Raw genomic sequence first — 25012 nt, 5'->3', positions numbered from 1 at the left:
CTGAAGCGTCAGACAAAGCGCACGCCAATGGCGCCGAGCGGACCGTAGTCCGCGTGGAAGACGTCGCCCGCAGCACAAGCCACCGGCCGGGTGAACGAGCCGGCCAGCACGATCTCGCCTGCCTGCAACCCTTCGTCGAACGCGCCCAGCTTGTTGGCGAGCCACGCAATGCCGTTGCCCGGGTGGTTGAGCACCGCTGCACTCAAGCCTGACTCTTCGATCACGCCGTTGCGATACAGCAGCGCGCCTGCCCACCGCAGGTCGATGGCCTCCGGTTTGACGGGACGGCCGCCGAGAATCACAGCGGCATTCGCCGCGTTGTCGGCAATCGTGTCGAAAACTTTGCGGGGCGCTTTGGTGTCGCGATCGAACAGCTCGATACGACCGTCGATCAGTTCCAATGCGGGCGTCACCCAGGCGGTGGCGTCCAGCACGTCGAACAGCGTCACGCCCGGCCCCTTGAGTGGCTTGGCGAGAATGAACGCCAGTTCCACTTCGAGACGCGGCACGATGAAGCGCGACGCCTCCAGCGTTGCGCCGTCGGCAACGAGCATGTCGTCGAGCAGCGTGCCGTGATCGGGTTCGGTGATCTGCGCGGCGACTTGCATGGCGCGCGACGTCAGCCCGATCTTGTGCCCGATCACACGACGGCCTTCGGCGAACTTCAGCGCGAGCCACGCCTGCGAAATCGCGTAGCTGTCGGCAATCGTCATCTCGGGGTAGCGGCGGGAGAACTGCATCACGGGCGTGCGGCTACGCTCGGCGTCGTGCAGTTCGCGGGCAAGGGCCTGATGGGTCGAGGCGTCGAGCTTCGGCATCGTGGGGTCTCCGTTGTCGGCATTGTCTTGAATAGTCCCCTATTCTTGCGGCCCGACGCGCCGTGAACAATCAATCGATTTTGGGCGATTGATAAGCAAAACTGGATAATCCAACACCGCCCGAAACCCCCATCCGCCGTGCGGTTGTAGCGTTGGAGCCACAGTCTCAACCGACCGTTGAAGCAAACGCGGAATTGACGTTTGCCATCGCTTCTTCCCGTTTCCCTCAGGCATTGCACGACATCTCTGCGTAATGTCGCGCATTCTTCCCGGCACCCCCGATCGACTACGCCCGGGCGCAACCCCTTCGCTCAAATACCGACCGACGTTCGACGACACCCATTAAAAATGAGAGTGATTTGCATTTATAATCCGCGTCGCTTTATTACAACGTCTTACCGATAACAATCCGCACGCCGCAGATGTGCTTCGCCGTCAGGCACGGCCCACAGCCGATACGCACATCCCTCAGCGGCCTCGCTCGCCACCGCCCGAAGTTACGAAGGTCTGCCAAGATGAAGATGTCTGCAAGTCGCCGCGCCGCTGCTCCTGCCGCTGTCACCGCTGTTATTCCTGCCCATCGTCTGCACCGCTTGCCCCGCGCGACCGCCTGCGCCGCCGCATTGCTGATGGTCACGCTCGGTACCGCACACGCGCAACAAGCCACGTCGGCGGCCGAGGCCAAGGCCGACGTCGAACTCGGTGCGGTGAACGTCTCCGGCGACTGGCTGGGCACGGGCCTCGACAACAGCGCGAAGACCTTCCCGGGCGCGCGTACGGTCGTGAAGAAGGAGCAGATCGAAGAATCCGGCGCAACGAGCATCGGCGACGTCATGCGCCGCATTCCCGGCGTGCAGGCGACGGACAACTCCGGCACGGCCGGCAGCGCCATCTCGCTGAACATCGGTGTGCGCGGCCTCACCGGCCGTTACTCCCCGCGCTCGACGGTGCTGCTCGACGGCATTCCGATGGCTGTCGCGCCTTACGGCCAGCCGCAGTTGTCGTTCGCCCCGGTCAGCTTGTTCAACATCGAGAGCATCGACGTTGTGCGCAGTGGCGGTGCCGTTCGTTATGGTCCGCAGAACGTGGGCGGCGTCATCAACTTCAAGACACGCTCGATCCCGAACACGTCGGGGCTGACCGCCGACGCGACCGTGCGCGAGAACATCTACACGACGGGTGGCGGCGCAAATACTCAGTACGGCGCGTTCCTCGGCACGCAGATGGACAACGGTCTCGGTCTGGCGCTGCTTTACTCGGGTATGGTCGGACGCGACTGGCGCAAGGGCAGCGACGAGCATGTGAACGACGTTGCACTGAAGTGGCGTTACGACATCTCGCCGAGCCAGCAGGTGTACGGCAAGCTCTCCTACTATGACGTGAAGTCGATGACGCCCGGCGGCCTTACCGTCGCACAGTTCAACGCCGATCCGTTCCAGAACACGCGTCCGAACGACTACTGGAGCGGCAATCGCACGGGCCTCGACTTCGGTTACCTGAACACGATCTCGGAGACGCAAGAATTCGAGATCCGCACGTTCTACAATTCGAGCTACCGTCAGAGCACGCTCATCAACGCAGCAGGCACGTCGACCACGCATCAGCCGCGTAACTACGAGACGTTCGGCATCGAGCCGCGCTTCACGCAGCGTCTGTTCTTTGGGCCGACCGCGCACGACGTGACCGTGGGCTATCGCTACATCCATGAGCGTGGCGACGACAACAACTGGACGACCACGCTCGCCACCGGCAAGAACTCGGCCACCCAGACGTTCAACAACTACACCAGCGCGAACGCGTTCTACATCGACGACCGCATGGCGTGGGGTAACTGGCGCTTCACGCCAGGCCTGCGTTACGAATTCATCAACTCGCAACGTGTCGACAACGCCTCGGGGGCCACCTTCCGCTCGGACAACAACAAGGCGTTGCCGTCGGTGAACCTGTCGTATCTCGTGAACAGCGCGTGGACGGTGTTTGCGGACTACAGCACGTCGTTCGGCCCGGTGCAGAACACGCAGTTGAACTCGATGTCGGCCACGAACCCGTTGGAGCCGGAACTGGCCCGCACGTATGAAATCGGTACGCGCTGGACGGACAACCGCTGGAAGGCGGAGCTGACGGTGTTCAAGATGAAGTTCGACAACCAGATTCTGCAAGTGCCCGGCTCGAACCCGGCCGTCTTCCAGAACATCGGGGCGACGGACCACGATGGCGTCGAAACCGCGATCGACTACACGTTCGATCGCGATAGCGTGCTGCGCGGCCTGAACCTCTACGCCAACTTCACGTTCACACGCGCTATCCAGAAGTCCGGCGCGACCTCGGGTCTCGACGTGCCGTTCTACTCCCGCTTCACCGACACGCTCGGCGCGCGCTACGCGATCGGCCAGTGGACGTTCAACGTTTCGACCACGCACCAAAGCTCGCAGTACTCGGATCTGGCCAACACCGAAGCCGAATCTGCCGACGGCAGCAACGGCAAGGTGCCGGGCTTCCGCGTGTGGAATTTGCAAGCGAGCTACAAGATCCCGTTCTACAAGAACGCCGACGTCACCGTGGGCCTGAACAACGTGTTCGACAAGCGCTTCTACACGCGTAACGTCGACGGCAACGCGGGCCGTATGGTGGGTGCGCCGCGCATGGTCTACGTGCAAGGGCACTTCGGGTTCTGATCGACGTTCCCTGCGCTCAGCAAAAAGCCCCGCCCTCGATTCGACGGCGGGGCTTTTTTATCGACCGCGCCTCGGCTTCTTGTACGTCCTCTGGTTGCCGGGCCGGTAGTCCGGGTCCTTCTCCTCGTCGTCCTCGTCCTGTTCGTCGTGCTCGTCGTGGTCCGCTTCGTATGCGTCGTCATCGGTGTCGTCCGATGCTTGCGGAAGATGACGGCCGCCATGTCGACCACGCCGGCCAACAACCACGCGACGGGCCGAGAAGTGCACCTCTTCATCGTCCTCGATATCCGACGCGCTGTCGTCCCGGTCCGAAACGTCTTCCTCCGATGCACTCTGCTCCTCGACCTCGTCGAAGTTTCGCTTCCGGTTAAGACTGGACTGAATCCTGTTCGATACCGCAATCGTCACCCGATGCTGAAGCGCCACCGCATCGGCATAGCGTTTCGGCTTTGTCGACGGCGTCGCGCGTACCCGCTTCTTCTTGTTCCTTTTGCCCGTCTTCTCCTGCTGCGCCTCTTCTTCCTCCTCTTCCCTGCGCTTCAGGTCGGACGCGACGAATGCGTCCATCTCCAATCCCAACTCGGGGGGTAGCCAGGGCGGTCGGTGCGACGCAAACGCCAGCATCTCCTCCTCGACCCACAGGTCGCGGTCATCGATGTCCCGCTGAGCACTGAGCGTCCTTTCCTCTTTCTCGACTTCCGATAGCCGATAGGGCATCGTGCCGCCCGCCAACGTGCCGATGAAGCTGCGAGCGCCGCCCATGTCCGTCACCGGACCGGAACTCGTCGACCAGTCGTTTTCGTCCTCTTCCTCCGGCTGATAGCTGGCGAACTGGTTTTCCCAGTCTGCACGCGACGTGGTCTGGTCCTTGTCCTGATCGAACAACCGTAGCGGCTTGTCGCCATATCCCGCACGACGAAGAATCAGATACGCGTAGGCGCGACTCACGCGCCCGTTGGTATCGTGCAGCGGATGCAGCACGCTGATCTGCTGCTGAACACGTGCCGCCAGCCGGGCAATGTCGTTTTCCGTTTGCGTTTCGGGATCGATCCGCAGACGTCCTTTCGGTTTGGGCTTCGGGGCGAGAATGGCATCGAACGCTTTCTTGCTTTGCGCAAGCAGTTCGCCAAGTGCCGATGCCTTGTCCTCTTGCCGGTAACTCACATTGAACAGGCCCTTGTTACCTTTACCCTTCGCGCTCGTCACCGAGAGGCCGTGTCCGGTCAACGCCTTGCGCTCCGGAGACGACAGTTTCGCCGGTGCCCCCCAGAATGACGGCTCGTCATCCTGCGTGATGAACTCAACCTCGCTGCGGGTCTCGCCCGCCAGGCGTGCGGCGACCGTGCGGAATCCTTCTATCGACCAGATATCGATGCCATTGTCGGTAATGACGTCGTGCCATGCCTGTGCGGTCTTCTTCCCGTACGGAAACGCGAAGCTTGCGTCGCGCTGCCCCTCCACGGTGCCGCCCGTGCTGTTGGAGATGAACCACGATTGCGTGCGCTGATCGATGTCCACGTCGTCGAGCTGTGTCAGCCACCGGTCGTTGCGGTTGAGCAGCGCTTCCTGACTTTGCTTGACGGCATCGATCTGCGAGGTCGACTCGCCTTGCTCGACCATCGTCACGAGCCGTGTGACGCCCGCGCCGAAGTTGCCTTCCTCAACGGTGAGCACCTTGAACGTCGCACTCGCCCGAAAGACGACCTCCCGCTGCCCGTGCCCGATATCCGGCGCGACGGGGCTGATCGGAATGCCGTTCATGCCCTTGGCGTAGATGCGATAGCGATCCATCAGGTCACCTTTCTTCTTCATGCCGCCCTTCGAAAACGCGACCGTGCCGCCGGCGGATTCGCTTGCACTCAGCGGTGTGCCCTGACTGAACAGTCGGCCCGGCTGGAGCGAATCGTTTCTCGGATAGGCGGCGTAAAGCGTGCCTTCGATGGGTGCAATCCGTGCGAGCGTCGAATCCAGCAACGCGATGTCGTCGCCTGCATGGCCCGGCGTGCGGCTCTTGGCCGAGAGGCCGACATCCATGCCCACGTTGTTCTTCTGCACCCCCGTGGCCGGCGACGCCCACTTGGTGAGAACATCCAGCGCATTCCTGTCGCGCCGCGCGTCCAGATGCTTGTACAACTGCTCGCTTCGCTGACGCAGGAACGGATGATCCTCGACCAGCTCGTCCCTATCGGTCCAGTCGATGGACGACACCTGACTGTATTTCGGCGGTTTGTACGGTTCGGAACCCAGCGCCTTCCCGCTTCGGATGTCGACGATCCTCTGAAGGTATTCGCCTTCGTCGTGCAGCCCAGCCTCCGCGCCCACGGCACGAGCGTCTCCCCGTAACGCGGCGAGATGACTGTAGAGCGCGATGAGGTAGTCGCTCATGTCGTCCGACGTGTGCGCGACGAGGTTTTTCAGCTCGCGCATCAGCAGCTTCGGATTGTTCCGGTGACGCAGCAGCACGCCCTTCTGTTTGGGCGCCAGGTTGTCCCACGTCGTGAAGTCGACCGTGGACAAATGCTCCTCGAACTCGCCGGGCTCTTCGGGGTTCCAGGGCTGCTGCGCTTCCTCCGACTCCTCTTTCGCGGGCGGAAAAATCGTCTGGAAGTGGCTGCTGATGGCGGCCTGATGTTTGCCCACGTCGAAACGCGACGTCATCGGAATGGCGCTGGCGGCCTGATCGAGCAGGCGGACGTCGTTTTGGGGGTATTGGGGCAGCGCACGGGGTTTGGCGCCCCGGCGTCTCGGCGGCTTGGGCCGGAACGGCGCCAGCATGGCCCAGGCCAGTTCGATGTTGTCCGGCAGTGTGATGTGCTCTGCGGATTTTTCGGCGGCGATCCATGTCCGCCGAATCTCGTCAAAAGTCAGCTCACTGACGTGCATGAGCTTCGTCAGAAAGGCGTCTTTGGTGTACTGCCGCTCGACGTCAGCCGAGAAATCGATGACGCGCTGGATGGGGGCGGGTGACGACGGGGGCGGCGACGGTGACGCCAGCGCCTGCTGCTGCGCTACCGCGCGGGTGCGCGGGCTGGCGTCGATGGTGGTTCGCATTTGCGCGTGAGCGCGGCTGATCGGGCGATTATCGACGAGCGCGGGTGTCGCGGCGGAGGCATCACCGACGACCGGCACGCCCGCCTGACGCACATTCACCGCTGGCCTTCGTGCCTTCGCCCCCTCGCTCATCGCTGCCCCGTGTCATTCGTGATTTATCGAACAACGTCTTGTGTGCTGCGCGTGCCTTCGTCATGCGGCTCGCCCCTTGGCCGGGGCGAGCGGGACTGCCCGATGCTTGCTTTGTGCTTACTTCGTGCGGCCGTAGTCGTCCTGGAAGCGGACGATATCGTCTTCGCCCAGATACGCACCGGACTGCACTTCGATCAGTTCGAGCGGCACGCGGCCGGGGTTTTCGAGACGGTGCGTCGTGCCCAGCGGAATGTACGTCGACTGGTTCTCGGTCAGCAGCGTCGTCGTGTCGCCGTTCACCACACGCGCCGTGCCCTTCACCACGATCCAGTGCTCCGAGCGGTGGAAGTGCATCTGCAAGCTCAGCGAAGCGCCCGGCTTCACGACGATCTTCTTCACCTGGAAGCGGTCGCCCACGCAAATGCCTTCGTAATCGCCCCACGGCCGGAACACGCGCTGATGGAACACCGACTCAGAACGGCCTTCGGCGATCAGCGTCTCGACCACGCGCTTGACGTCCTGCACGCGATCCTTCGACGTGACCAGCACCACATCCGGTGTTTCCACGATCACGAGGTTCTCGACGCCGATGGCCGCGACCATCCGGCTCTCGCCACGCACATAGCTGTTCTTCACGCCGTGCGTCACCACGTCACCGATCAGGCTATTGCCGTTCTCGTCACGCTCGGCAATCTCCGCGACTGCCGACCACGAGCCGATGTCGTTCCATCCCAGACCGTCGGCATCCACCACGGCGGCGCGTTTCGCTTTCTCCATGACGGCATAGTCGATGGAGTCAGACGGACACGCTTCGAGGCTCGCCTTGTCCAGACGGAAGAAGTCGATATCCACTGCCCCCTGCTCGACGGCCGCCTTCACCTGCTTGAGCATCGCCGGGGCAAGACGTTCGAGTTCGTCGAGATAGGCCGACGCCTTGAACATGAACATGCCACTGTTCCAGTAGCAGTTGCCGGCGGCGATGAGGGCGGCGGCCTTATCGGCGTCCGGCTTCTCGACGAACTGGTCGATGTTGAAACCGCTCGCGCACACCTGCGTGGCGGCACCACGGCGAATGTAGCCGTAACCCGTATGGGGAGACGTCGGCGGAATGCCGAAGGTGACGAGATAGCCGTCGTCGGCGAGCGTCTTGGCCGCACGCACCGCTTCGAGAAACTTGGTCTCGTTCGCGATGGCGTGATCGGAGGGCAGCACGAGCAACGTGGCGTCGGCGTCCTGACGCAGCGCCACCAGCGCCGCCGCCGCGACCGCCGGTGCGGTGTTGCGTGCCACGGGTTCGAGCACGATCGCGCCCGGCGTCGTGTCGATGGCACGCAGCTGTTCGGCCACGAGGAAGCGTTGTTCGTTATTGGAGATGATCAGCGGGGCGGCCACGCTGTCGAGCGCGCCGACGCGCTTGACCGTCTGCTGGAGCAATGTGTCCGAACCGGCGAGCGCGAGATACTGCTTTGGATAGCTGGCTCGCGACAAAGGCCACAAACGTGTACCACTACCGCCGCACAGAATTACAGGAGTTATCGCCATATTCCGGTTCGTAGAAAGTTACGCCACATCGCATAGGGAAGCGAAAATTATATCGTCATTTCAAACACTTAAAACGACATTGCGATGACGGAAGTTGGTCTCGGACTGGCGTCGCGGCCACGTTTTACCGTCGCGCAAAAGAAAAGCGGCACCCCGCAAAGGGTGCCGCTTTCGTACAACGGTACAGCGATACAGCGTAGTGCCAGATCGGCGGTGCCGGCTTGCGCCAGCGCCGCCCGCGTCCGGCTTACTCTGCCGTCGGCTCTTCCACCGAAGTGGGGATCGGGGCAAACGCCTCTTCCAGAGCGATCTGGTCGTGACGCTCGCGATCCGACGATTCGCGGGCCTTGCGGGCCTTGTGATACGCCAGACCGGTACCTGCCGGGATCAGACGGCCAACGATGACGTTTTCCTTCAGGCCACGCAGGTCGTCCTTCTTGCCCATGATGGCGGCTTCGGTCAGCACGCGCGTCGTTTCCTGGAACGATGCCGCCGAGATGAACGAATCCGTCGACAGCGACGCCTTCGTAATACCCAGCAGCACGTTCTCGTACTGCGCCGGACGCTTGTCCGCGGCGTTCATGGCGTCGTTCTCGTAGAGCATGTCCGAACGCTCGACCTGTTCGCCGATGATGAAGCGCGTATCGCCGTTGTCGGTGATCTGCACACGACGCAGCATCTGGCGAACGATCACCTCGATGTGCTTGTCGTTAATCTTCACACCCTGCAAGCGGTACACGTCCTGCACTTCATCGACGATGTAGCGCGACAGCGCTTCGATACCCTGCAGACGCAGGATGTCGTGCGGGTCGGCCGGGCCGTCCACGATCATTTCGCCCTTGTTCACCACCTGACCGTCGTGCACCAGCACCTGCTTTTCCTTCGGAATCAGGAATTCGTGCTGGTTGCCGTCCAGATCGGTAATGACCAGACGCTGCTTGCCCTTCGTGTCCTTACCGAACGACGTCGTACCCGTGACTTCGGCCAGAATGCCGGCGTCCTTCGGTGCACGTGCTTCGAACAGTTCGGCCACGCGCGGCAGACCCCCGGTAATGTCGCGAGTCTTTTGCGCTTCGGTCGGGATACGTGCGAGCACTTCACCCACCGGCACTTGCTGACCATCCTTGATGGTGATCAGTGCGCCGACCTGGAAGCCGATCGTCACCGGGTGATCCGTACCCGGGATCTTCACTTCCACACCGTTCTCGTCGAGCAGCTTGACCTGCGGACGCACGTTCTTCGACGCCGGACCACGACGCTTCGGATCGATCACGACCAGCGTGGACAGACCCGTCACATCGTCGATCTGCTTGGCAACCGTGACACCTTCCTCGACGTTCTCGAACTTGGCGAAACCGCCGTGTTCGGTAATGATCGGGCGCGTCAGCGGATCCCACGTACCCAGTTGGGCACCGGCCTTGACCTGTGCGCCGTCCAGTTGCAGCAGCGTCGCGCCGTACGGCACCTTGTGACGCTCGCGCTCACGACCGTGATCGTCCGTGATCAGGACTTCACCCGAACGCGAGATCGCGATCTGCTCGCCGCGGCCATTCGTCACGTAACGCATGGTCGCCGTGAAGCGAACCGTACCGTTCGACTTGGCTTCGATCGACGAGGCCACTGCCGCACGCGATGCCGCACCACCGATGTGGAACGTACGCATCGTCAGCTGCGTGCCCGGCTCACCGATCGACTGTGCTGCGATCACGCCGACAGCTTCGCCGACGTTCACACGCGTACCGCGACCCAGGTCACGGCCATAGCACAGTGCGCACAGACCGAAACGCGTATCGCAGGTCAGCGGCGTGCGCACGCGCACTTCGTCGATACCCAGCGCTTCGATGTTCTCGACGATGTCTTCGTCGAGCAGCGTACCGGCTTCGTACACCGTCTCTTGCGTTTCCGGATTCACGACGTCAGCGACAGCCACGCGACCCAGGATACGGTCACGCAGGGCTTCGACCACTTCACCGCCCTCGACCAGCGCCTTCATCGCCACGCCGTTGCTCGTGCCGCAATCGTCTTCGACCACGACCAGATCCTGCGTCACGTCGACCAGACGACGCGTCAGGTAACCCGAGTTTGCCGTCTTCAGTGCCGTATCGGCCAGACCCTTACGTGCACCGTGGGTCGAGATGAAGTACTGCAACACGTTCAGGCCTTCGCGGAAGTTCGCGGTAATCGGCGTCTCGATAATCGAGCCGTCCGGCTTGGCCATCAGGCCACGCATACCGGCGAGCTGGCGAATCTGGGCGCTCGAACCGCGAGCACCGGAGTCGGCCATCATGTAAATCGAGTTGAACGACTCCTGATCCACGACGTTGCCATCGCGGTCGGTGGTCTTTTCCTTCGAGAGCTGCTCCATCATCGCCTTACCCACGGCGTCACCGGTAGCACCCCAAATGTCCACGACGTTGTTGTAACGCTCTTGCGACGTGACCAGACCCGACATGTACTGACGGTCGTATTCCTTGACCTTCTTCGACGCTTCGCCGATCAGCTCTTCCTTCTTCGTCGGCACGAGCATGTCGTCGACGCAGATCGAGATACCGGCACGCGTTGCGAGCTTGAAGCCCGACTGCATCAGCTTGTCGACGAAGATCACCGTCTCGCGCAGACCGCAACGGCGGAATGCCGTGTTGATCAGCTTCGAGATTTCCTTCTTCTTGAGCGACTTGTTCAGCACCGAGAACGGCAGGCCCGGCGGCAGAATTTCCGACAGGATCGCGCGGCCGACAGTCGTCGGGTACAGCGTGATCTTCGGCGTCTTCTCGCCCGTTTCCGCGTCGACCAGGTACTCCGTAATACGCACGTTCACGCGCGAAGCCAGTTCGACTTCCTTGTTGTCGTACGCACGCAGCACTTCGGACACGTCGATGAACGACAGGCCTTCGCCGCGGCCGTTGATCTTGTCGCGCGTCGCGTAGTACAGACCCAGCACGATATCCTGCGACGGCACGATCGACGGATCGCCGTTAGCCGGGAACAACACGTTGTTCGAGGCCAGCATCAGGGTACGCGCTTCCATCTGCGCTTCGAGCGACAGCGGCACGTGAACAGCCATCTGGTCACCGTCGAAGTCGGCGTTGAACGCCGCGCAAACCAGCGGGTGAAGCTGAATTGCCTTGCCTTCGATCAGCACCGGCTCAAACGCCTGAATACCCAGGCGGTGCAGCGTCGGTGCGCGGTTCAGCATGATCGGATGCTCGCGGATCACATCTTCCAAGATGTCCCACACCACCGCCGTCTGGTTCTCGACTTCCTTCTTCGCGGCCTTGATGGTCGTGGCCACGCCCATCACTTCCAGCTTGTGGAAGATGAACGGCTTGAAGAGTTCGAGCGCCATCAGCTTCGGCAGACCGCACTGATGCAGCTTGAGCGTCGGGCCCACGGTAATCACCGAACGGCCCGAGTAGTCAACGCGCTTACCCAGCAAGTTCTGACGGAAACGACCGCTCTTACCCTTGATCATGTCGGCCAGCGACTTGAGCGGGCGCTTGTTCGCACCGGTCATCGCCTTACCGCGACGGCCGTTGTCGAGCAGCGAGTCCACGGACTCTTGCAGCATGCGCTTTTCGTTGCGCACGATGATGTCCGGGGCCTTGAGCTCGAGCAGACGCTTCAGACGGTTGTTACGGTTGATGACGCGGCGATACAGATCGTTCAGGTCCGAGGTCGCGAAGCGGCCACCGTCGAGCGGCACCAGCGGGCGCAGCTCGGGCGGGAGCACCGGCAGGACTTCGAGCACCATCCACTCAGGCTTGATGCCCGAGCGCTGGAATGCCTCAAGAACCTTCAGGCGCTTGGCGTACTTCTTGATCTTGGCTTCCGAGCCCGTGGCTTGCAGCTCGGCGCGCAGATGCTCGACCTGTGCGTCGATGTCGATCGAGCGCAGCAGTTCGCGCACGCCTTCCGCGCCCATCTCGGCACGGAATTCGTCGCCGTATTCCTCGACCTTGTTGTAGTAATCCTCTTCGGTCATGATCTGGCAACGCTTAAGCGGCGTCATGCCCGGCTCGAGGACCACGTATGCTTCGAAGTACAGCACGCGTTCGATGTCGCGCAGCGTCATGTCGAGCACCATGCCCAGACGCGACGGGAGCGACTTCAGGAACCAGATGTGCGCAACCGGCGAAGCCAGTTCGATGTGGCCCATGCGCTCACGGCGCACCTTGGCCAGCGTCACTTCAACGCCGCACTTCTCGCAGATCACGCCACGGTGCTTCAGGCGCTTGTACTTGCCGCAAAGGCACTCGTAGTCCTTGATCGGACCGAAGATCTTGGCGCAGAACAGACCGTCGCGCTCGGGCTTGAAGGTCCGGTAGTTGATCGTCTCCGGCTTCTTCACTTCACCGAACGACCACGAGCGGATCTTGTCCGGCGAAGCCAGACCGATCTTGATCGCGTCGAACTGTTCGTCCTGCTGGACTTGCTTGAATAGATCGAGCAAAGCTTTCATTGCTTTCTCCTGTTGCCTGAACGCGATTAACCGCGCTCCAGGTCGATATCGATACCGAGCGAACGGATTTCCTTGACCAGCACGTTGAACGACTCCGGCATGCCGGCATCGATCACGTGATCGCCCTTGACGAGGTTCTCGTACACCTTCGTACGACCCGTCACGTCATCCGACTTCACCGTCAGCATTTCCTGCAGCACATACGATGCGCCGTAAGCTTCCAGTGCCCACACTTCCATTTCACCGAAGCGCTGACCACCGAACTGAGCCTTACCGCCCAACGGCTGTTGCGTCACCAGCGAGTACGGACCGGTCGAACGGGCGTGCATCTTGTCGTCGACCAAGTGGTGCAGCTTGAGCATGTGCATGAAGCCGCAAGTGACCGTACGCTCGAAGGCTTCGCCAGTGCGACCGTCGAACAGCGTGACCTGGTTCTTCGACGGGGTCATGCCGAGTTCCTTCGCAATGTGATCCGGGAACGCCAGATCCAGCATGCGACGGATTTCCTCTTCATGTGCGCCATCGAACACCGGCGTCGCGAACGGAACGCCGTTCTGCAGGTTGCGTGCCAACGACATGATTTCGTCGTCCGACAGGCTGTCGATATCTTCTTGCTGACCGCTCTCGTTGTAGATCTTCGTCAGGAACTTGCGAAGCTCCTGGACCTTGGTGTGCGCTTGCAGCATTTCGCCGATACGCCAACCCAGACCCTTCGCTGCCCAGCCGAGGTGCGATTCGAGAATCTGACCCACGTTCATCCGCGACGGCACGCCGAGCGGGTTGAGCACGATGTCTGCCGGACGGCCATCGGCCATGTACGGCATATCCTCGATCGGCACGATCTTCGAGACCACACCCTTGTTACCGTGACGGCCGGCCATCTTGTCGCCAGGCTGCAGACGACGCTTGACCGCCAGGTACACCTTGACCATCTTCAGCACGCCCGGCGGCAGTTCGTCGCCTTGGGTGAGCTTCTTGCGCTTCTCTTCGAAAGCTAGGTCGAACGAGTGACGCTTCTGCTCGATCGATTCCTTGATCTGTTCGAGCTGTTGCGCACCTTCGTCTTCTGCCAGACGAATGTCGAACCAGTGGTAGCGGTCCAGATCGGCCAGGTATTCCTTGGTGATCTTGGTGCCCTTGGCGAGCTTCTTCGGGCCGCCATTGGCCGTCTTGCCCACCAGGAAACGCTCCAGACGCTGGAATGCGTCGCCTTCCACGATACGCAGCTGGTCGTTCAGGTCCAGGCGGTAGCCCTTCAGTTCATCGTCGATGATCTGCTGAGCGCGCTTGTCGCGCTGAATGCCTTCACGCGTGAACACTTGCACGTCGATGACGGTGCCGCTCATGCCCGACGGCACGCGCAGCGAGGTGTCCTTCACGTCCGAAGCCTTCTCGCCGAAGATCGCGCGCAGCAGCTTTTCTTCCGGCGTGAGCTGGGTTTCGCCCTTCGGCGTGACCTTGCCCACCAGCACGTCGCCAGCTTCGACTTCTGCACCGATGTACACGATGCCCGACTCGTCCAGACGGCTCAGTTGCACTTCCGCCAGGTTCGAGATGTCGCGCGTGATTTCTTCCGGTCCGAGCTTCGTGTCGCGAGCGACAACGTTCAGTTCTTCGATGTGGATCGACGTGTAACGGTCTTCCGCAACGACACGTTCCGAGATCAGGATCGAGTCTTCGAAGTTGTAGCCGTTCCACGGCATGAACGCGATCAGCATGTTCTGACCCAGCGCCAGCTCACCCAGGTCGGTCGACGCGCCATCGGCGATCACATCGCCGCGCGCAACCTTGTCGCCCACTTCCACGATCGGGCGCTGGTTGATGTTGGTGTTCTGGTTCGAACGCGTGTACTTGATCAGGTTGTAGATGTCCACGCCGACTTCACCGGCAACGGCTTCGTCGTCGTTCACGCGAATCACCACACGGCCTGCATCGACGTAGTCGACCACACCGCCACGGAACGCCTGCACGGTCGTACCCGAGTCAACGGCCACCGTACGTTCGATACCCGTACCGACAACCGCCTTTTCCGGACGCAGGCAAGGCACGGCCTGGCGCTGCATGTTCGAACCCATCAATGCACGGTTCGCGTCATCGTGTTCGAGGAACGGAATCAGCGAGGCTGCGACCGAGACGATCTGCGACGGTGCCACGTCCATGTACTGAATGCGGTCCGGCGTGACCATCAGCGTTTCACCGGCTTCACGCGACGACACGAGTTCGTCGGTGAGTTCGCCGCTGGTGCCGATCGACGCGTTCGCCTGAGCGATCACGTAACGACCTTCTTCAATGGCCGACAGGTAGTCGATCTGGTCGGTGACCTTGCCGTCTTCCACCTTGCGATACGGCGTCTCGAGGAAGCCGTATTCGTTCAGGCGGGCGTACAGTGCCAGCGAGTTGATCAGACCAATGTTCGGACCTTCCGGCGTTTCGATCGGGCACACGCGGCCATAGTGGGTCGGGTGCACGTCACGAACTTCAAAGCCTGCACGCTCACGCGTCAGACCGCCCGGGCCCAGTGCGGAAACACGACGCTTGTGCGTGATTTCCGACAGCGGGTTGGTCTGGTCCATAAACTGCGACAGCTGCGACGAACCGAAGAACTCGCGAATGGCCGACGAAATCGGCTTGCTGTTGATCAGGTCGTGCGGCATCAGGTTTTCCGACTCGGCCTGACCCAGACGTTCCTTCACAGCGCGCTCGACACGCACGAGACCGGCGCGGAACTGGTTCTCTGCCAGTTCGCCGACGCAACGCACACGACGGTTACCCAAGTGGTCGATGTCGTCGACTTCGCCGCGGCCGTTGCGCAGATCCACGAGGATCTTGATGGTCGCGAGAATATCGTCGTCGTCCAACGTCATCGGTCCGAGCACTTCGTCACGGCCAACACGACGGTTGAACTTCATACGACCCACCTTCGACAGGTCGTACGCTTCTTCGCTGTAGAACAAACGGTTGAACAAAGCCTCGACCGCATCTTCGGTCGGCGGCTCGCCCGGGCGCATCATGCGATAGATCGCGATACGCGCGGCCGTCTTGTCGGCGGTCTCGTCGATACGCAGCGTGGCCGAGATGTACGAACCCTGGTCCAGATCGTTCGTGTACAGCGTCTGGATGTCCGACACGCCCGACTCGCGCAGCTTGAGCAGCACGCTTTCGGTGATTTCGTCGTTAGCGTTGGCGATCACTTCGCCGGTGTCGCCATCGACCACGTTTTTCGCGAGCACACGGCCGAGGAGATAGTCTTCCGGCACCGAGATGAACTTGGTGTTGGCGTTCTCGAGGTCGCGGATGTGCTTGGCGTTGACACGCTTGTCCTTCTGGACAATGACCTTGCCTTCGCGATCCGTGATGTCGAAGCGAGCCACTTCACCGCGCAGACGCTCCGGCACGAACTCCATCTGTGCGCCTTCCGGCATCAGCTTGAAGTTGTCGAACACGAAGAAGTTCGCGAGGATCTGTTCCGGCGTCAGGCCAATCGCCTTGAGCAGGATCGTGACCGGCATCTTGCGACGGCGGTCAACACGGAAGTACAGAATGTCCTTCGGATCGAATTCGAAGTCGAGCCACGAGCCGCGGTAGGGGATGATACGCGCGGAGAACAGCAGTTTGCCCGAGCTGTGCGTCTTGCCCTTGTCGTGTTCGAAAAACACGCCCGGCGAACGGTGCAGCTGCGAGACGATGACACGTTCCGTGCCATTGATGACGAAGGAACCCGTCGAGGTCATGAGCGGAATTTCGCCCATGTACACTTCCTGTTCCTTCACTTCCTTGACTACCGGCTTGTTCGGCGATTCCTTATCGAGAATCACCAGACGAACCTTGGCGCGCAGGGCCGAGCAGAAGGTCAGGCCGCGCTGTTGACATTCCTTGACATCGAACGCAGGCGTGCCAAGCAGATAGCTGACAAACTCCAGGCGTGCGAACCCGTTGTGAGAAACGATCGGGAAAATGGAGGAGAAGGCTGCTTGCAGACCCTCCGGCTTCCGCTCCGATGCAAGCGCATCGGCTTGCAAGAACGATGTGTACGAGGCGAGCTGGGTGGCCAGCAAAAACGGCACCTTGTGCACGGTCGGACGCTTCGCAAAACTCTTGCGAATGCGTTTCTTCTCGGTGAAGGAATAGTGCATTACGATCTCCGAATCACTACGCTGACGACGACGGCAGGCATCGCCAACGGGTGTTCATCGACTGAGACCAGACGTCCCCCACGGCGGGCTTGCCGCGGAGCAACGAGCTTGGTGGTTGGCCGCTACCAACCGCTGGCTGACGGCGACGGATGCCTGTGTTGCCCGTCGCCCGACCAAACTTGCCTTCTGCAGTCGCTTCAGAAGACAAAGAGAAAACCGTCACGGGTCGATGCCTGGCGCATCGAATATGCTTCCCGTCGCGATTTTTTCTTTGGCCTCTCGCTTACTTTCCCACTGCGGCACATCGGCCGCTTTCGCCTGTCCCAAGACGCGTCTCGTTGAACGAACGCCCGTTTGAAACGTTGCGAGTCACACGAGGCAAAGCGAAATCACTTCAATTTCAACCACTTGGCTTAGCTTCAAGCCTGCTTTCGAATTTGGAATCCCGGTTTTGGGATTTGCATCTCCTGAAAGCACAAAAAGGCTGACGACATTTCGTCGCCAGCCTTCCCTACGCGCAGAGCCGAATTACTTAACTTCGACCTTGGCGCCGGCTTCTTCCAGCTTCTTCTTGGCTTCGTCAGCAGCAGCCTTGTCGACGCCTTCCTTGACAGCCTTCGGAGCGCCATCAACCAGATCCTTGGCTTCCTTCAGGCCCAGGCCGGTGATTTCGCGGACGGCCTTAATGACGCCGACCTTGTTTGCACCGACTTCTGCCAAGATGACGTTGAATTCGGTTTGCTCTTCAGCAGCTGCAGCAGCACCGCCGCCAGCAGCACCGCCAGCGACCATCATCGCGGCAGCCGACACGCCAAACTTCTCTTCGAACGCCTTGACCAGGTCGTTCAGTTCCATAACCGACATCGCGCCTACGGCTTCGATGATTTCGTCTTTCGTGATTGCCATTTGTAAAACTCCTAGATTGTGTTCGGACCGAAGTCAGCGATCGTGTAACCGGGGAGAGAATTAAGCAGCTTCCGCTTGCTTCTTCTCTGCCACGGCAGCCAGGACGCGAGCAAAGCCGGAAACCGGCGCTTGCATGACACCCAGCAACTTCGCGAGCAGTTCGTCGCGGCTCGGGATCGAGGCCAGCGCTTGCACGCCTGCCTTGTCCATCACCTTGCCGTCGTACGAGCCGGCCTTCAAGATCAACTTGTCGTTGCCCTTCGAAAAGTCGTTCAAGACTTTCGCAGCGGCTACGGGATCCGTCGAGATACCGTAGATCAGAGGACCGGTCATCTGCTCAGCCAGGTCAGCAAACGCAGTGTTTTCCACTGCACGACGTGCCAGCGTGTTCTTCAGAACGCGCAGGTAGACGCCTTGCTGACGCGCATTAGCGCGAAGCTTCGTCAGATCGCCAACCGTGATTCCGCGATATTCAGCCACAACGATGGTCGAAGCGGCGGCGACTTGCGCCGATACTTCTGCCACGACGGCTTTCTTATCATCAAGATTAAGTGCCACGGTTAACCTCCAAAATTGACATCACCTCATGGTGATGCCGTTCCACTAACGGCTTACCGACATGTCTGGAGTTTCAACCCCCGCGCCCGGTTGCCCGCGTGCGACGGTGTGACTGCATAACTTGTTCGGGTTCGCCATCTGCGTTGGCTGGCGTATTAAGGGAGCGTCAGTGAATGCCCATTCCCGCCAACGGTCTTTGATAACCGGAAGCGACTTCCGAAGAATCCGCTTCCGCCCAAAGTCTTTTGCTACAGGCTGTCGATCTCAAGGATCTCAGCCATCGCAGGGGACGCCATCACCCTGCGATTGCGATACTTATCGCTTAGGCCGACAGGCTGGCCTGGTCCACACGCACGCCAACGCCCATCGTGCTCGACAGGGCGATCTTGCGCAGGTAGACACCCTTGCTCGAAGCCGGCTTCGACTTCGTCAGGGCTTCCAGCAGGGCCGAAAGGTTCTGCTGCAGAGCAGCGGCTTCGAACGAAGCGCGACCGATCGTGGCGTGGATGATACCGGCCTTGTCGACGCGGTATTGCACCTGACCTGCCTTGGCGTTCTTCACTGCCGTAGCGACGTCCGGCGTGACCGTGCCAACCTTCGGGTTCGGCATCAGGCCGCGCGGGCCGAGGATCTGACCCAGCGTACCGACGATACGCATCGTGTCCGGCGAAGCGATCACGATGTCGAAGTCCATGTTGCCGGCCTTGATCTGCTCGGCCAGGTCTTCCATACCGACGATTTCAGCGCCGGCAGCCTTGGCTTGCTCAGCCTTTTCGCCTTGGGCGAAAACGGCAACGCGAACCGACTTACCGGTACCAGCCGGCAGAACGACCGAACCACGAACCACTTGGTCCGACTTCTTCGCATCGACGCCCAGTTGAACGGCGACGTCGATCGACTCGTCGAACTTGGCGCTTGCACATTCCTTGACCAGGGCCAGAGCGTCGCCGACCGGGTACAGCTTGTTGCGGTCGACCTTTGCGGCCAGTGCTTGTTGACGCTTCGAGATCTTAGCCATTACAGACCCTCCACCGTGATGCCCATCGAACGTGCGCTGCCAGCGATGGTGCGAACCGCGGCGTCCAGATCGGAGGCGGTAAGGTCAGGCATCTTGGTCTTCGCGATTTCTTCCGCTTGTGCGCGGGTGATCTTGCCCACCTTGTCGGTGTGCGGCTTGGCCGAACCCTTTTGCAGGTTGGCAGCCTTCTTGATCAGCACCGTTGCCGGCGGGGTCTTCAGGACGAACGTGAAGCTCTTGTCCGCGAAGGCGGTGATCACCACCGGAATCGGAAGACCCGGTTCGAGGCTCTGCGTTTGCGCGTTAAACGCCTTGCAGAACTCCATGATGTTCAGGCCACGCTGACCCAGGGCCGGGCCCACGGGGGGCGACGGGTTGGCTTTACCTGCAGGAATCTGCAGCTTGATAAAGCCGATGATTTTCTTTGCCATGGTTTACTCCGGAACGAATATGTGGCGCATATTCGGGGTTGAGTCATAGCGCGCGTTCACCAAAAACGGGCTACTGACGCTCCTCGGCGACGGGTGTCACCAACGCAAAAACGCGCCGGACGTCGCGCCGGCGCATTTTATTCTTAGATCTTTTCGACTTGTCCGAACTCCAGTTCTACCGGAGTTGCCCGTCCAAAAATGGTGACGGAGACACGGAGGCGGGACTTTTCGTAGTTCACTTCTTCCACCGAGCCGTTGAAGTCCGTGAAAGGACCATCCTTGACTCGAACCAGCTCGCCCACTTCGAACAACGTCTTGGGACGCGGCTTTTCAACCCCATCCTTGATTTGCGACATGATCTTGTCGACTTCAGCTTGTCGGATCGGAATCGGACGCGTGCCCGTACCGCCGATAAAGCCCGTGACCTTGGGAGTGTTCTTCACCAAGTGCCACGATTCATCCGTCATTTCCATCTCGCACAGCACATAGCCGGGGAAGAAACGACGTTCGGTGACCTTCTTATGGCCAGCCGTAGTTTCAACAACTTCTTCGGTCGGAACAAGAATCTGACCAAAGTAGTCTTGCATGCCATCACGCGTAATGCGCTCTTGCAGTTGCTTGGCTACGCTTTTTTCCATGCCGGAGTAGGCATGAATGACGTACCAGCGCTTCTTGCTCGGTGCGGACCCGGTATCAGACATATCACTTCCAGCCAAGAATCAAAGAGAACACTGCCCACTCGATCGTCTTGTCGCTGATCCACAGATACAGCGCCATGATGATGACGAACGCGAAGACAATCGCGGTCGTTTGGGCGGCCTCTTTACGGGTCGGCCAAACGACCTTACCCACTTCCCGATACGCATCCTTGGCAAAAGCCAGGAAGCCTTTGCCAGTTTGCGATGCCAATGCAACACCTGCTGCGATGGCCAGAACGACGACGATGGCAGCAACGCGCACATACAGTGCTTGTTGCTCCAAAGCGTAGAACGCCACGACGCCAGCAATGACCAGCAGCCCGGCCAGAGCCAGCAGCAGCTTGTCGCCAGTCGTACGTACAGTTTCTACGGGAGAATTCGCCATTTCCAGCTTGCAGACAGTTGTTTGGCAGGGGCAGAGGGAATCGAACCCCCAACCTTCGGTTTTGGAGACCGACGCTCTGCCAGTTGAGCTATACCCCTAAAACAGCAGAGAGGTCAGCTGCCAAAAGCTGACCTCTGTAAGCGCGGACCGTTAAGGTACCGGCTTAAGCTACGATCTTTGCAACGACGCCCGAACCCACCGTACGGCCACCTTCGCGGATTGCGAAGCGCAGGCCTTCGGTCATGGCGATCGGAGCAATCAGCTTGACGCTGATCGACACGTTGTCGCCCGGCATAACCATTTCCTTACCTTCCGGCAGGCTGATCGAACCGGTCACGTCCGTCGTACGGAAGTAGAACTGCGGACGGTAGTTGTTGAAGAACGGCGTGTGACGGCCGCCTTCGTCCTTCGACAGCACGTACACTTCGGCCGTGAAAGCCATGTGCGGCTTGATCGAGCCCGGCTTGGCCAGAACTTGACCACGCTGAACGTCTTCACGCTTCGTGCCGCGCAGCAGCAGACCAACGTTGTCGCCTGCTTGACCTTGGTCGAGCAGCTTGCGGAACATTTCAACGCCCGTGCAGGTCGTCTTGTCGATGTGCGGCTTGTCGCCGTCCATCTTGATACCGACGATTTCGATTTCTTCGCCGACCTTGACCACGCCCGACTCGATACGACCCGTCACCACCGTGCCACGACCCGAGATCGAGAACACGTCTTCAACCGGCATCAGGAACGGCTTGTCGATAGCGCGCTCCGGCGTCGGGATGTACGAATCCAGCGCGTCGGCCAGATTCATGATCGCGACTTCGCCCAGTTCGCCCTTGTCGCCTTCCAGCGCCAACTTGGCCGAACCCTTGATGATCGGGGTGTCGTCGCCCGGGAAGTCGTACTTCGAGAGAAGCTCACGCACTTCCATTTCGACCAGCTCGAGCAGCTCGGCGTCGTCGACCATGTCGCACTTGTTCAGGAACACGATGATGTACGGCACACCGACCTGACGGGCGAGCAGGATGTGCTCACGCGTTTGCGGCATCGGGCCGTCAGCAGCCGAGCAAACCAGGATAGCGCCGTCCATCTGGGCAGCACCGGTAATCATGTTCTTGACGTAGTCGGCGTGGCCCGGGCAGTCAACGTGTGCGTAGTGGCGCGTAGCCGTTTCGTACTCGATGTGTGCCGTGTTGATGGTAATACCACGTGCCTTTTCTTCCGGCGCCGCGTCGATTTCGTCGTACTTCTTGGCTTCGCCGCCGAACTTGGCCGACAGAACCGTTGCGATAGCAGCCGTCAGGGTGGTCTTGCCATGGTCAACGTGGCCAATGGTACCGACGTTCACGTGCGGCTTAGTCCGCTCGAATTTTTCCTTTGCCATTTCCGACTCCTAACGGGTTATCTATTGCCGAGGTTGCTCGGCATGTTGATTGCCGCGCTTCACACTATCTTTTGGTGCCCATGGGCAGGATCGAACTGCCGACCTCTCCCTTACCAAGGGAGTGCTCTACCACTGAGCCACATGGGCGAATCCTGTACTACTGCTTCTGCGCGTCACCTGGAGCGGGTGAAGGGAATCGAACCCTCGTCATAAGCTTGGAAGGCTTCTGCTCTACCATTGAGCTACACCCGCTTGGATTCCGACTCTCGCCACTTGGTAACAAGCGCCGGAGAACTCATGTTTCCGGCGCTTATCACTTCCGCATTCTGGTGGAGGAGGTTGGATTCGAACCAACGTAGGCGTAAGCCAACAGATTTACAGTCTGCCCCCTTTAGCCACTCGGGCACCCCTCCGCAGAGAATTTGCAATTATGGAGATGTCCCCCTGCCTTGTCAACACCTTCCACGCATTAAATATGCAGTTTTTATGCCTGCGCCTCGGAAAGAATCGAGAGAACGCGGCAACTCTTTGATTTATTGGATTATCTTGAATTTCGGAAAATCGACAGGAGGCAGTCAGCGAGCGCCAGCTAACAATCGCCTACGCCAAACGTCCATGTGGCTGTTCAGGCAGTCTCTTCCCATGTGGAATTCTCGGCGCAGCTTTTGAGCGAGACTCCGTTTCGCCTTTTGGCGACCGGTGATCGTGGTACCGAGATCGTCGCCCACGTCCACCAGGATGTCTGGCCACATCGAGATCATACGGATGCCGTGCTCCCAATTACGGTTGAGCATGTCGTCGACCGGATGGATCATCCGTTTGCCGTAGTCCAACAGGGCTAAGGCGGCGTCGCGACGGATAAGGTAACCCTGCGTACCGCCCGGCTGCTTGCGGTGGTCATGGAGGACGCCACCATCCGGGAGCTCACCAACCTTCCAACGCCCGGAATCCCCCCCACTCTTCAACCGCATGATGCCCCAATGAATCGAGACGTCCAGCGCTGCAGCAAGACGCGTGGGGAAATCGGGCGTCAGTTGGACGTCGTCTTCCAGGACACACCAGATATCATCGTTCGACCGGGCCAGCCCTTCCCAGATGCGATAGTGGCTGTCATAGCAACCCACCTCTCCGAGCGTCAGGTGGTTGGAATACATTTTGAGGCGAGTCGCCTGATCGTAAGCCAACGGATATTGGTTAATACGCTGCGCATCGAAGAATCTGAATGGGACGCCTGCCTTGGTCAGCTGCGCAGTGATATGAGCGCGACGCTCATGACTGTCGATTAGCGACACGACGATAACAGGAGGAAGACGCAACCCCGGGAAGCACATCTGGTTCATTTTTATGGTCTACGTGAGCACCTCGTCGAGCATACGATGCGCGCATATTGCTGTTCGAAACGACGGACAGGATAAACCGCCAATATGTCGAATCGCTCACTTGGCCATGCGCTTTCAGAGTCGTCTTATACGAACTGAGCGTTTTCCTTTCCGTCCTTCAAGCGTTCTTCGCAAACAATCACTTGCCGCGAGAAAGGCACGGCAAGGCGATCGGGCAAGGCTGCCAGCGAGGTCCCGCCGGCCGCAGCTCAATGGAAATGAGCGTAAGACTTGCTTTGATCAAGCACTGGATGAGTTGCTTGAATGACCTCATTGAACCCCGCATGCTCCATCGGAGCACGATGTCGAACTGACGCTCGCAGAGCCATTTGACCGACTGCCCCCATCCAGAGCACATCAGACACCGTCGACCTTGTCGGCTACTTCGCGACGATGCGCTCGAGCGGTCGATTGATCGGGGGGGATATTGATCGATGGAAGGGTGCCAGCCCACGCTCACACGCCGAATCGTCTGCAAGCATCGTTCGTCAGCCGACGTTCAGCTACAAACTTTCGCTCGTTGCGATCCAGGTTTGCAGCCGCGGTGGGCTGAAAGCAAGTTGCCCGATTGAATCGCACCCATCGGTGTCCACATGTCGAATTCGAAGACTATCGAAGCGCATCGGGTCCCAGGCGCGACTGCGCGCACTGACTGAGCGACCCGCAAAGGAGAGCTAGCCGATATGGGGCGGCACAAGCCGAGGCACGGCCTCGTCGAAGCTATAAGGGGAAGATGGATCGAGAAACGGCGCCTATGTCCGCCCTGCATCCGTTGCGAGACGGCATACAAAAGGGGTTAGCGAACCCGCACCGTCCATTGAGACCACCGAGGCGGTTAGCGGATCTTATCGAGAATGGGCAGCCGGCCCTGTTCTCGTACGCGACATCCAAGAGCAGTGGTTAGCCGATCTCATGAGGAATGAGCAGCCGTCCTCGTACGCGACGATCCAAACGTGGTCTATGCGGACGACGAGTTGGATTCTGCGGAGTCGATGAAAAGCGCAGCTAGCAGGCAGACAGCGACGTCACTTTGCCAGGTCCCGGAATTTCACTTCATGCGGACGTTACAACAACGCGGCGGTGCAATACCGTTGGATTCTACGGAGCCGATGAAAAGCGTAGCTGGCAGGCAGACAATGCGATGTCACTTTGCTAGGCACATGTCTCGGCATAGCACGGTGTAAGTATTACTTCTGGGATAAATGCACTGAGGAAGTCGAACGAAGCAGTAGGCGAACGATCGATCGAGCTTCGAGGCCGGCATCAAAGTGTGTGACGCAAAGCAAAAACCCCTTGCTACGCTGTAGCAAGGGGTTTTTAAGGGGAGCCTGACGATTACCTACTTTCACACGGGTATCCGCACTATCATCGGCGTGGGGTCGTTTCACGGTCCTGTTCGGGATGGGAAGGGGTGGTTCCAACTCGCTATGGTCATCAGGCTTAACTTGTATGTTC

14 protein-coding genes, 4 tRNA genes and 1 rRNA gene are annotated in these 25012 nt (G+C 60.0%); 1 reads left to right on the top strand and 18 read right to left on the bottom strand.

The window, feature by feature from the left end; translation table 11 throughout:
* Positions 1–8: 8 nt before the first annotated feature.
* Entirely contained in the window at positions 9–818 is an 810-nt protein-coding gene (gene hpaH, locus PAQ31011_RS24505; RefSeq protein WP_150578271.1) for a 2-oxo-hept-4-ene-1,7-dioate hydratase, read from the bottom strand.
* Positions 819–1333: 515 nt separating this feature from the next.
* Here hpaH and PAQ31011_RS24500 point away from each other — a divergent pair.
* Entirely contained in the window at positions 1334–3493 is a 2160-nt protein-coding gene (locus PAQ31011_RS24500; RefSeq protein ID WP_150578270.1) for a TonB-dependent receptor family protein, read from the top strand.
* A gap of 57 nt (positions 3494–3550) precedes the next feature.
* On the opposite strand, the gene PAQ31011_RS24495 is transcribed toward PAQ31011_RS24500, so the two are convergent.
* The 17 genes from PAQ31011_RS24495 to rrf form a co-directional block, all read right to left on the bottom strand.
* Positions 3551–6643, bottom strand: coding sequence for a hypothetical protein (locus PAQ31011_RS24495; RefSeq protein WP_150578269.1), 3093 nt, complete (start codon positions 6641–6643; stop codon positions 3551–3553).
* Positions 6644–6793: 150 nt separating this feature from the next.
* A complete protein-coding gene (locus tag PAQ31011_RS24490; protein ID WP_150578268.1) occupies positions 6794–8218 on the bottom strand; it encodes a mannose-1-phosphate guanylyltransferase/mannose-6-phosphate isomerase in 1425 nt (474 codons plus the stop codon).
* Positions 8219–8465: 247 nt separating this feature from the next.
* The gene (gene rpoC / locus PAQ31011_RS24485) at positions 8466–12677 is read right to left on the bottom strand and encodes a DNA-directed RNA polymerase subunit beta' (protein WP_150578267.1); all 4212 of its coding nucleotides are present in this window, start codon (positions 12675–12677) and stop codon (positions 8466–8468) included.
* Between the two features lie 26 nt (positions 12678–12703).
* Entirely contained in the window at positions 12704–16810 is a 4107-nt protein-coding gene (rpoB, locus tag PAQ31011_RS24480; RefSeq protein ID WP_150578266.1) for a DNA-directed RNA polymerase subunit beta, read from the bottom strand.
* A 528-nt stretch (positions 16811–17338) separates the two neighbouring features.
* A complete protein-coding gene (gene rplL, locus PAQ31011_RS24475) occupies positions 17339–17716 on the bottom strand; it encodes a 50S ribosomal protein L7/L12 (RefSeq protein WP_046290061.1) in 378 nt (125 codons plus the stop codon).
* A gap of 60 nt (positions 17717–17776) precedes the next feature.
* Positions 17777–18274, bottom strand: coding sequence for a 50S ribosomal protein L10 (rplJ, locus tag PAQ31011_RS24470; RefSeq protein ID WP_039393778.1), 498 nt, complete (start codon positions 18272–18274; stop codon positions 17777–17779).
* Between the two features lie 322 nt (positions 18275–18596).
* The gene (gene rplA, locus PAQ31011_RS24465; RefSeq protein ID WP_046290063.1) at positions 18597–19292 is read right to left on the bottom strand and encodes a 50S ribosomal protein L1; all 696 of its coding nucleotides are present in this window, start codon (positions 19290–19292) and stop codon (positions 18597–18599) included.
* Entirely contained in the window at positions 19292–19723 is a 432-nt protein-coding gene (gene rplK / locus PAQ31011_RS24460; RefSeq protein ID WP_039393782.1) for a 50S ribosomal protein L11, read from the bottom strand. Before rplK ends, rplA begins: the two co-directional genes overlap by 1 nt.
* 143 nt (positions 19724–19866) lie before the next feature.
* A complete protein-coding gene (gene nusG / locus PAQ31011_RS24455) occupies positions 19867–20424 on the bottom strand; it encodes a transcription termination/antitermination protein NusG (RefSeq protein WP_150578265.1) in 558 nt (185 codons plus the stop codon).
* A gap of 1 nt (position 20425) precedes the next feature.
* Complete coding sequence (gene secE, locus PAQ31011_RS24450; protein WP_039393786.1) at positions 20426–20806, bottom strand: preprotein translocase subunit SecE; 381 nt, start codon at positions 20804–20806, stop codon at positions 20426–20428.
* A 22-nt stretch (positions 20807–20828) separates the two neighbouring features.
* Positions 20829–20904: transfer RNA gene (locus PAQ31011_RS24445), tRNA-Trp, on the bottom strand.
* A 65-nt stretch (positions 20905–20969) separates the two neighbouring features.
* Entirely contained in the window at positions 20970–22178 is a 1209-nt protein-coding gene (gene tuf, locus PAQ31011_RS24440; protein ID WP_150578264.1) for an elongation factor Tu, read from the bottom strand.
* A 72-nt stretch (positions 22179–22250) separates the two neighbouring features.
* Positions 22251–22325 (bottom strand) — tRNA-Thr (locus PAQ31011_RS24435).
* A 31-nt stretch (positions 22326–22356) separates the two neighbouring features.
* Positions 22357–22430: transfer RNA gene (locus PAQ31011_RS24430), tRNA-Gly, on the bottom strand.
* Positions 22431–22505: 75 nt separating this feature from the next.
* A tRNA-Tyr gene (locus PAQ31011_RS24425) sits at positions 22506–22591 on the bottom strand.
* 162 nt (positions 22592–22753) lie between these two features.
* Complete coding sequence (locus PAQ31011_RS24420) at positions 22754–23518, bottom strand: glycosyltransferase family 25 protein (RefSeq protein ID WP_150578263.1); 765 nt, start codon at positions 23516–23518, stop codon at positions 22754–22756.
* Between the two features lie 1365 nt (positions 23519–24883).
* A 5S ribosomal RNA gene (rrf, locus tag PAQ31011_RS24415) occupies positions 24884–24996 on the bottom strand.
* Positions 24997–25012: the final 16 nt, after the last annotated feature.

The sequence above is a fragment of the Pandoraea aquatica genome, assembly GCF_902459565.1.
GTDB lineage: Bacteria > Pseudomonadota > Gammaproteobacteria > Burkholderiales > Burkholderiaceae > Pandoraea > Pandoraea aquatica.
This window is presented reverse-complemented; position numbering and strand designations above follow the sequence as displayed.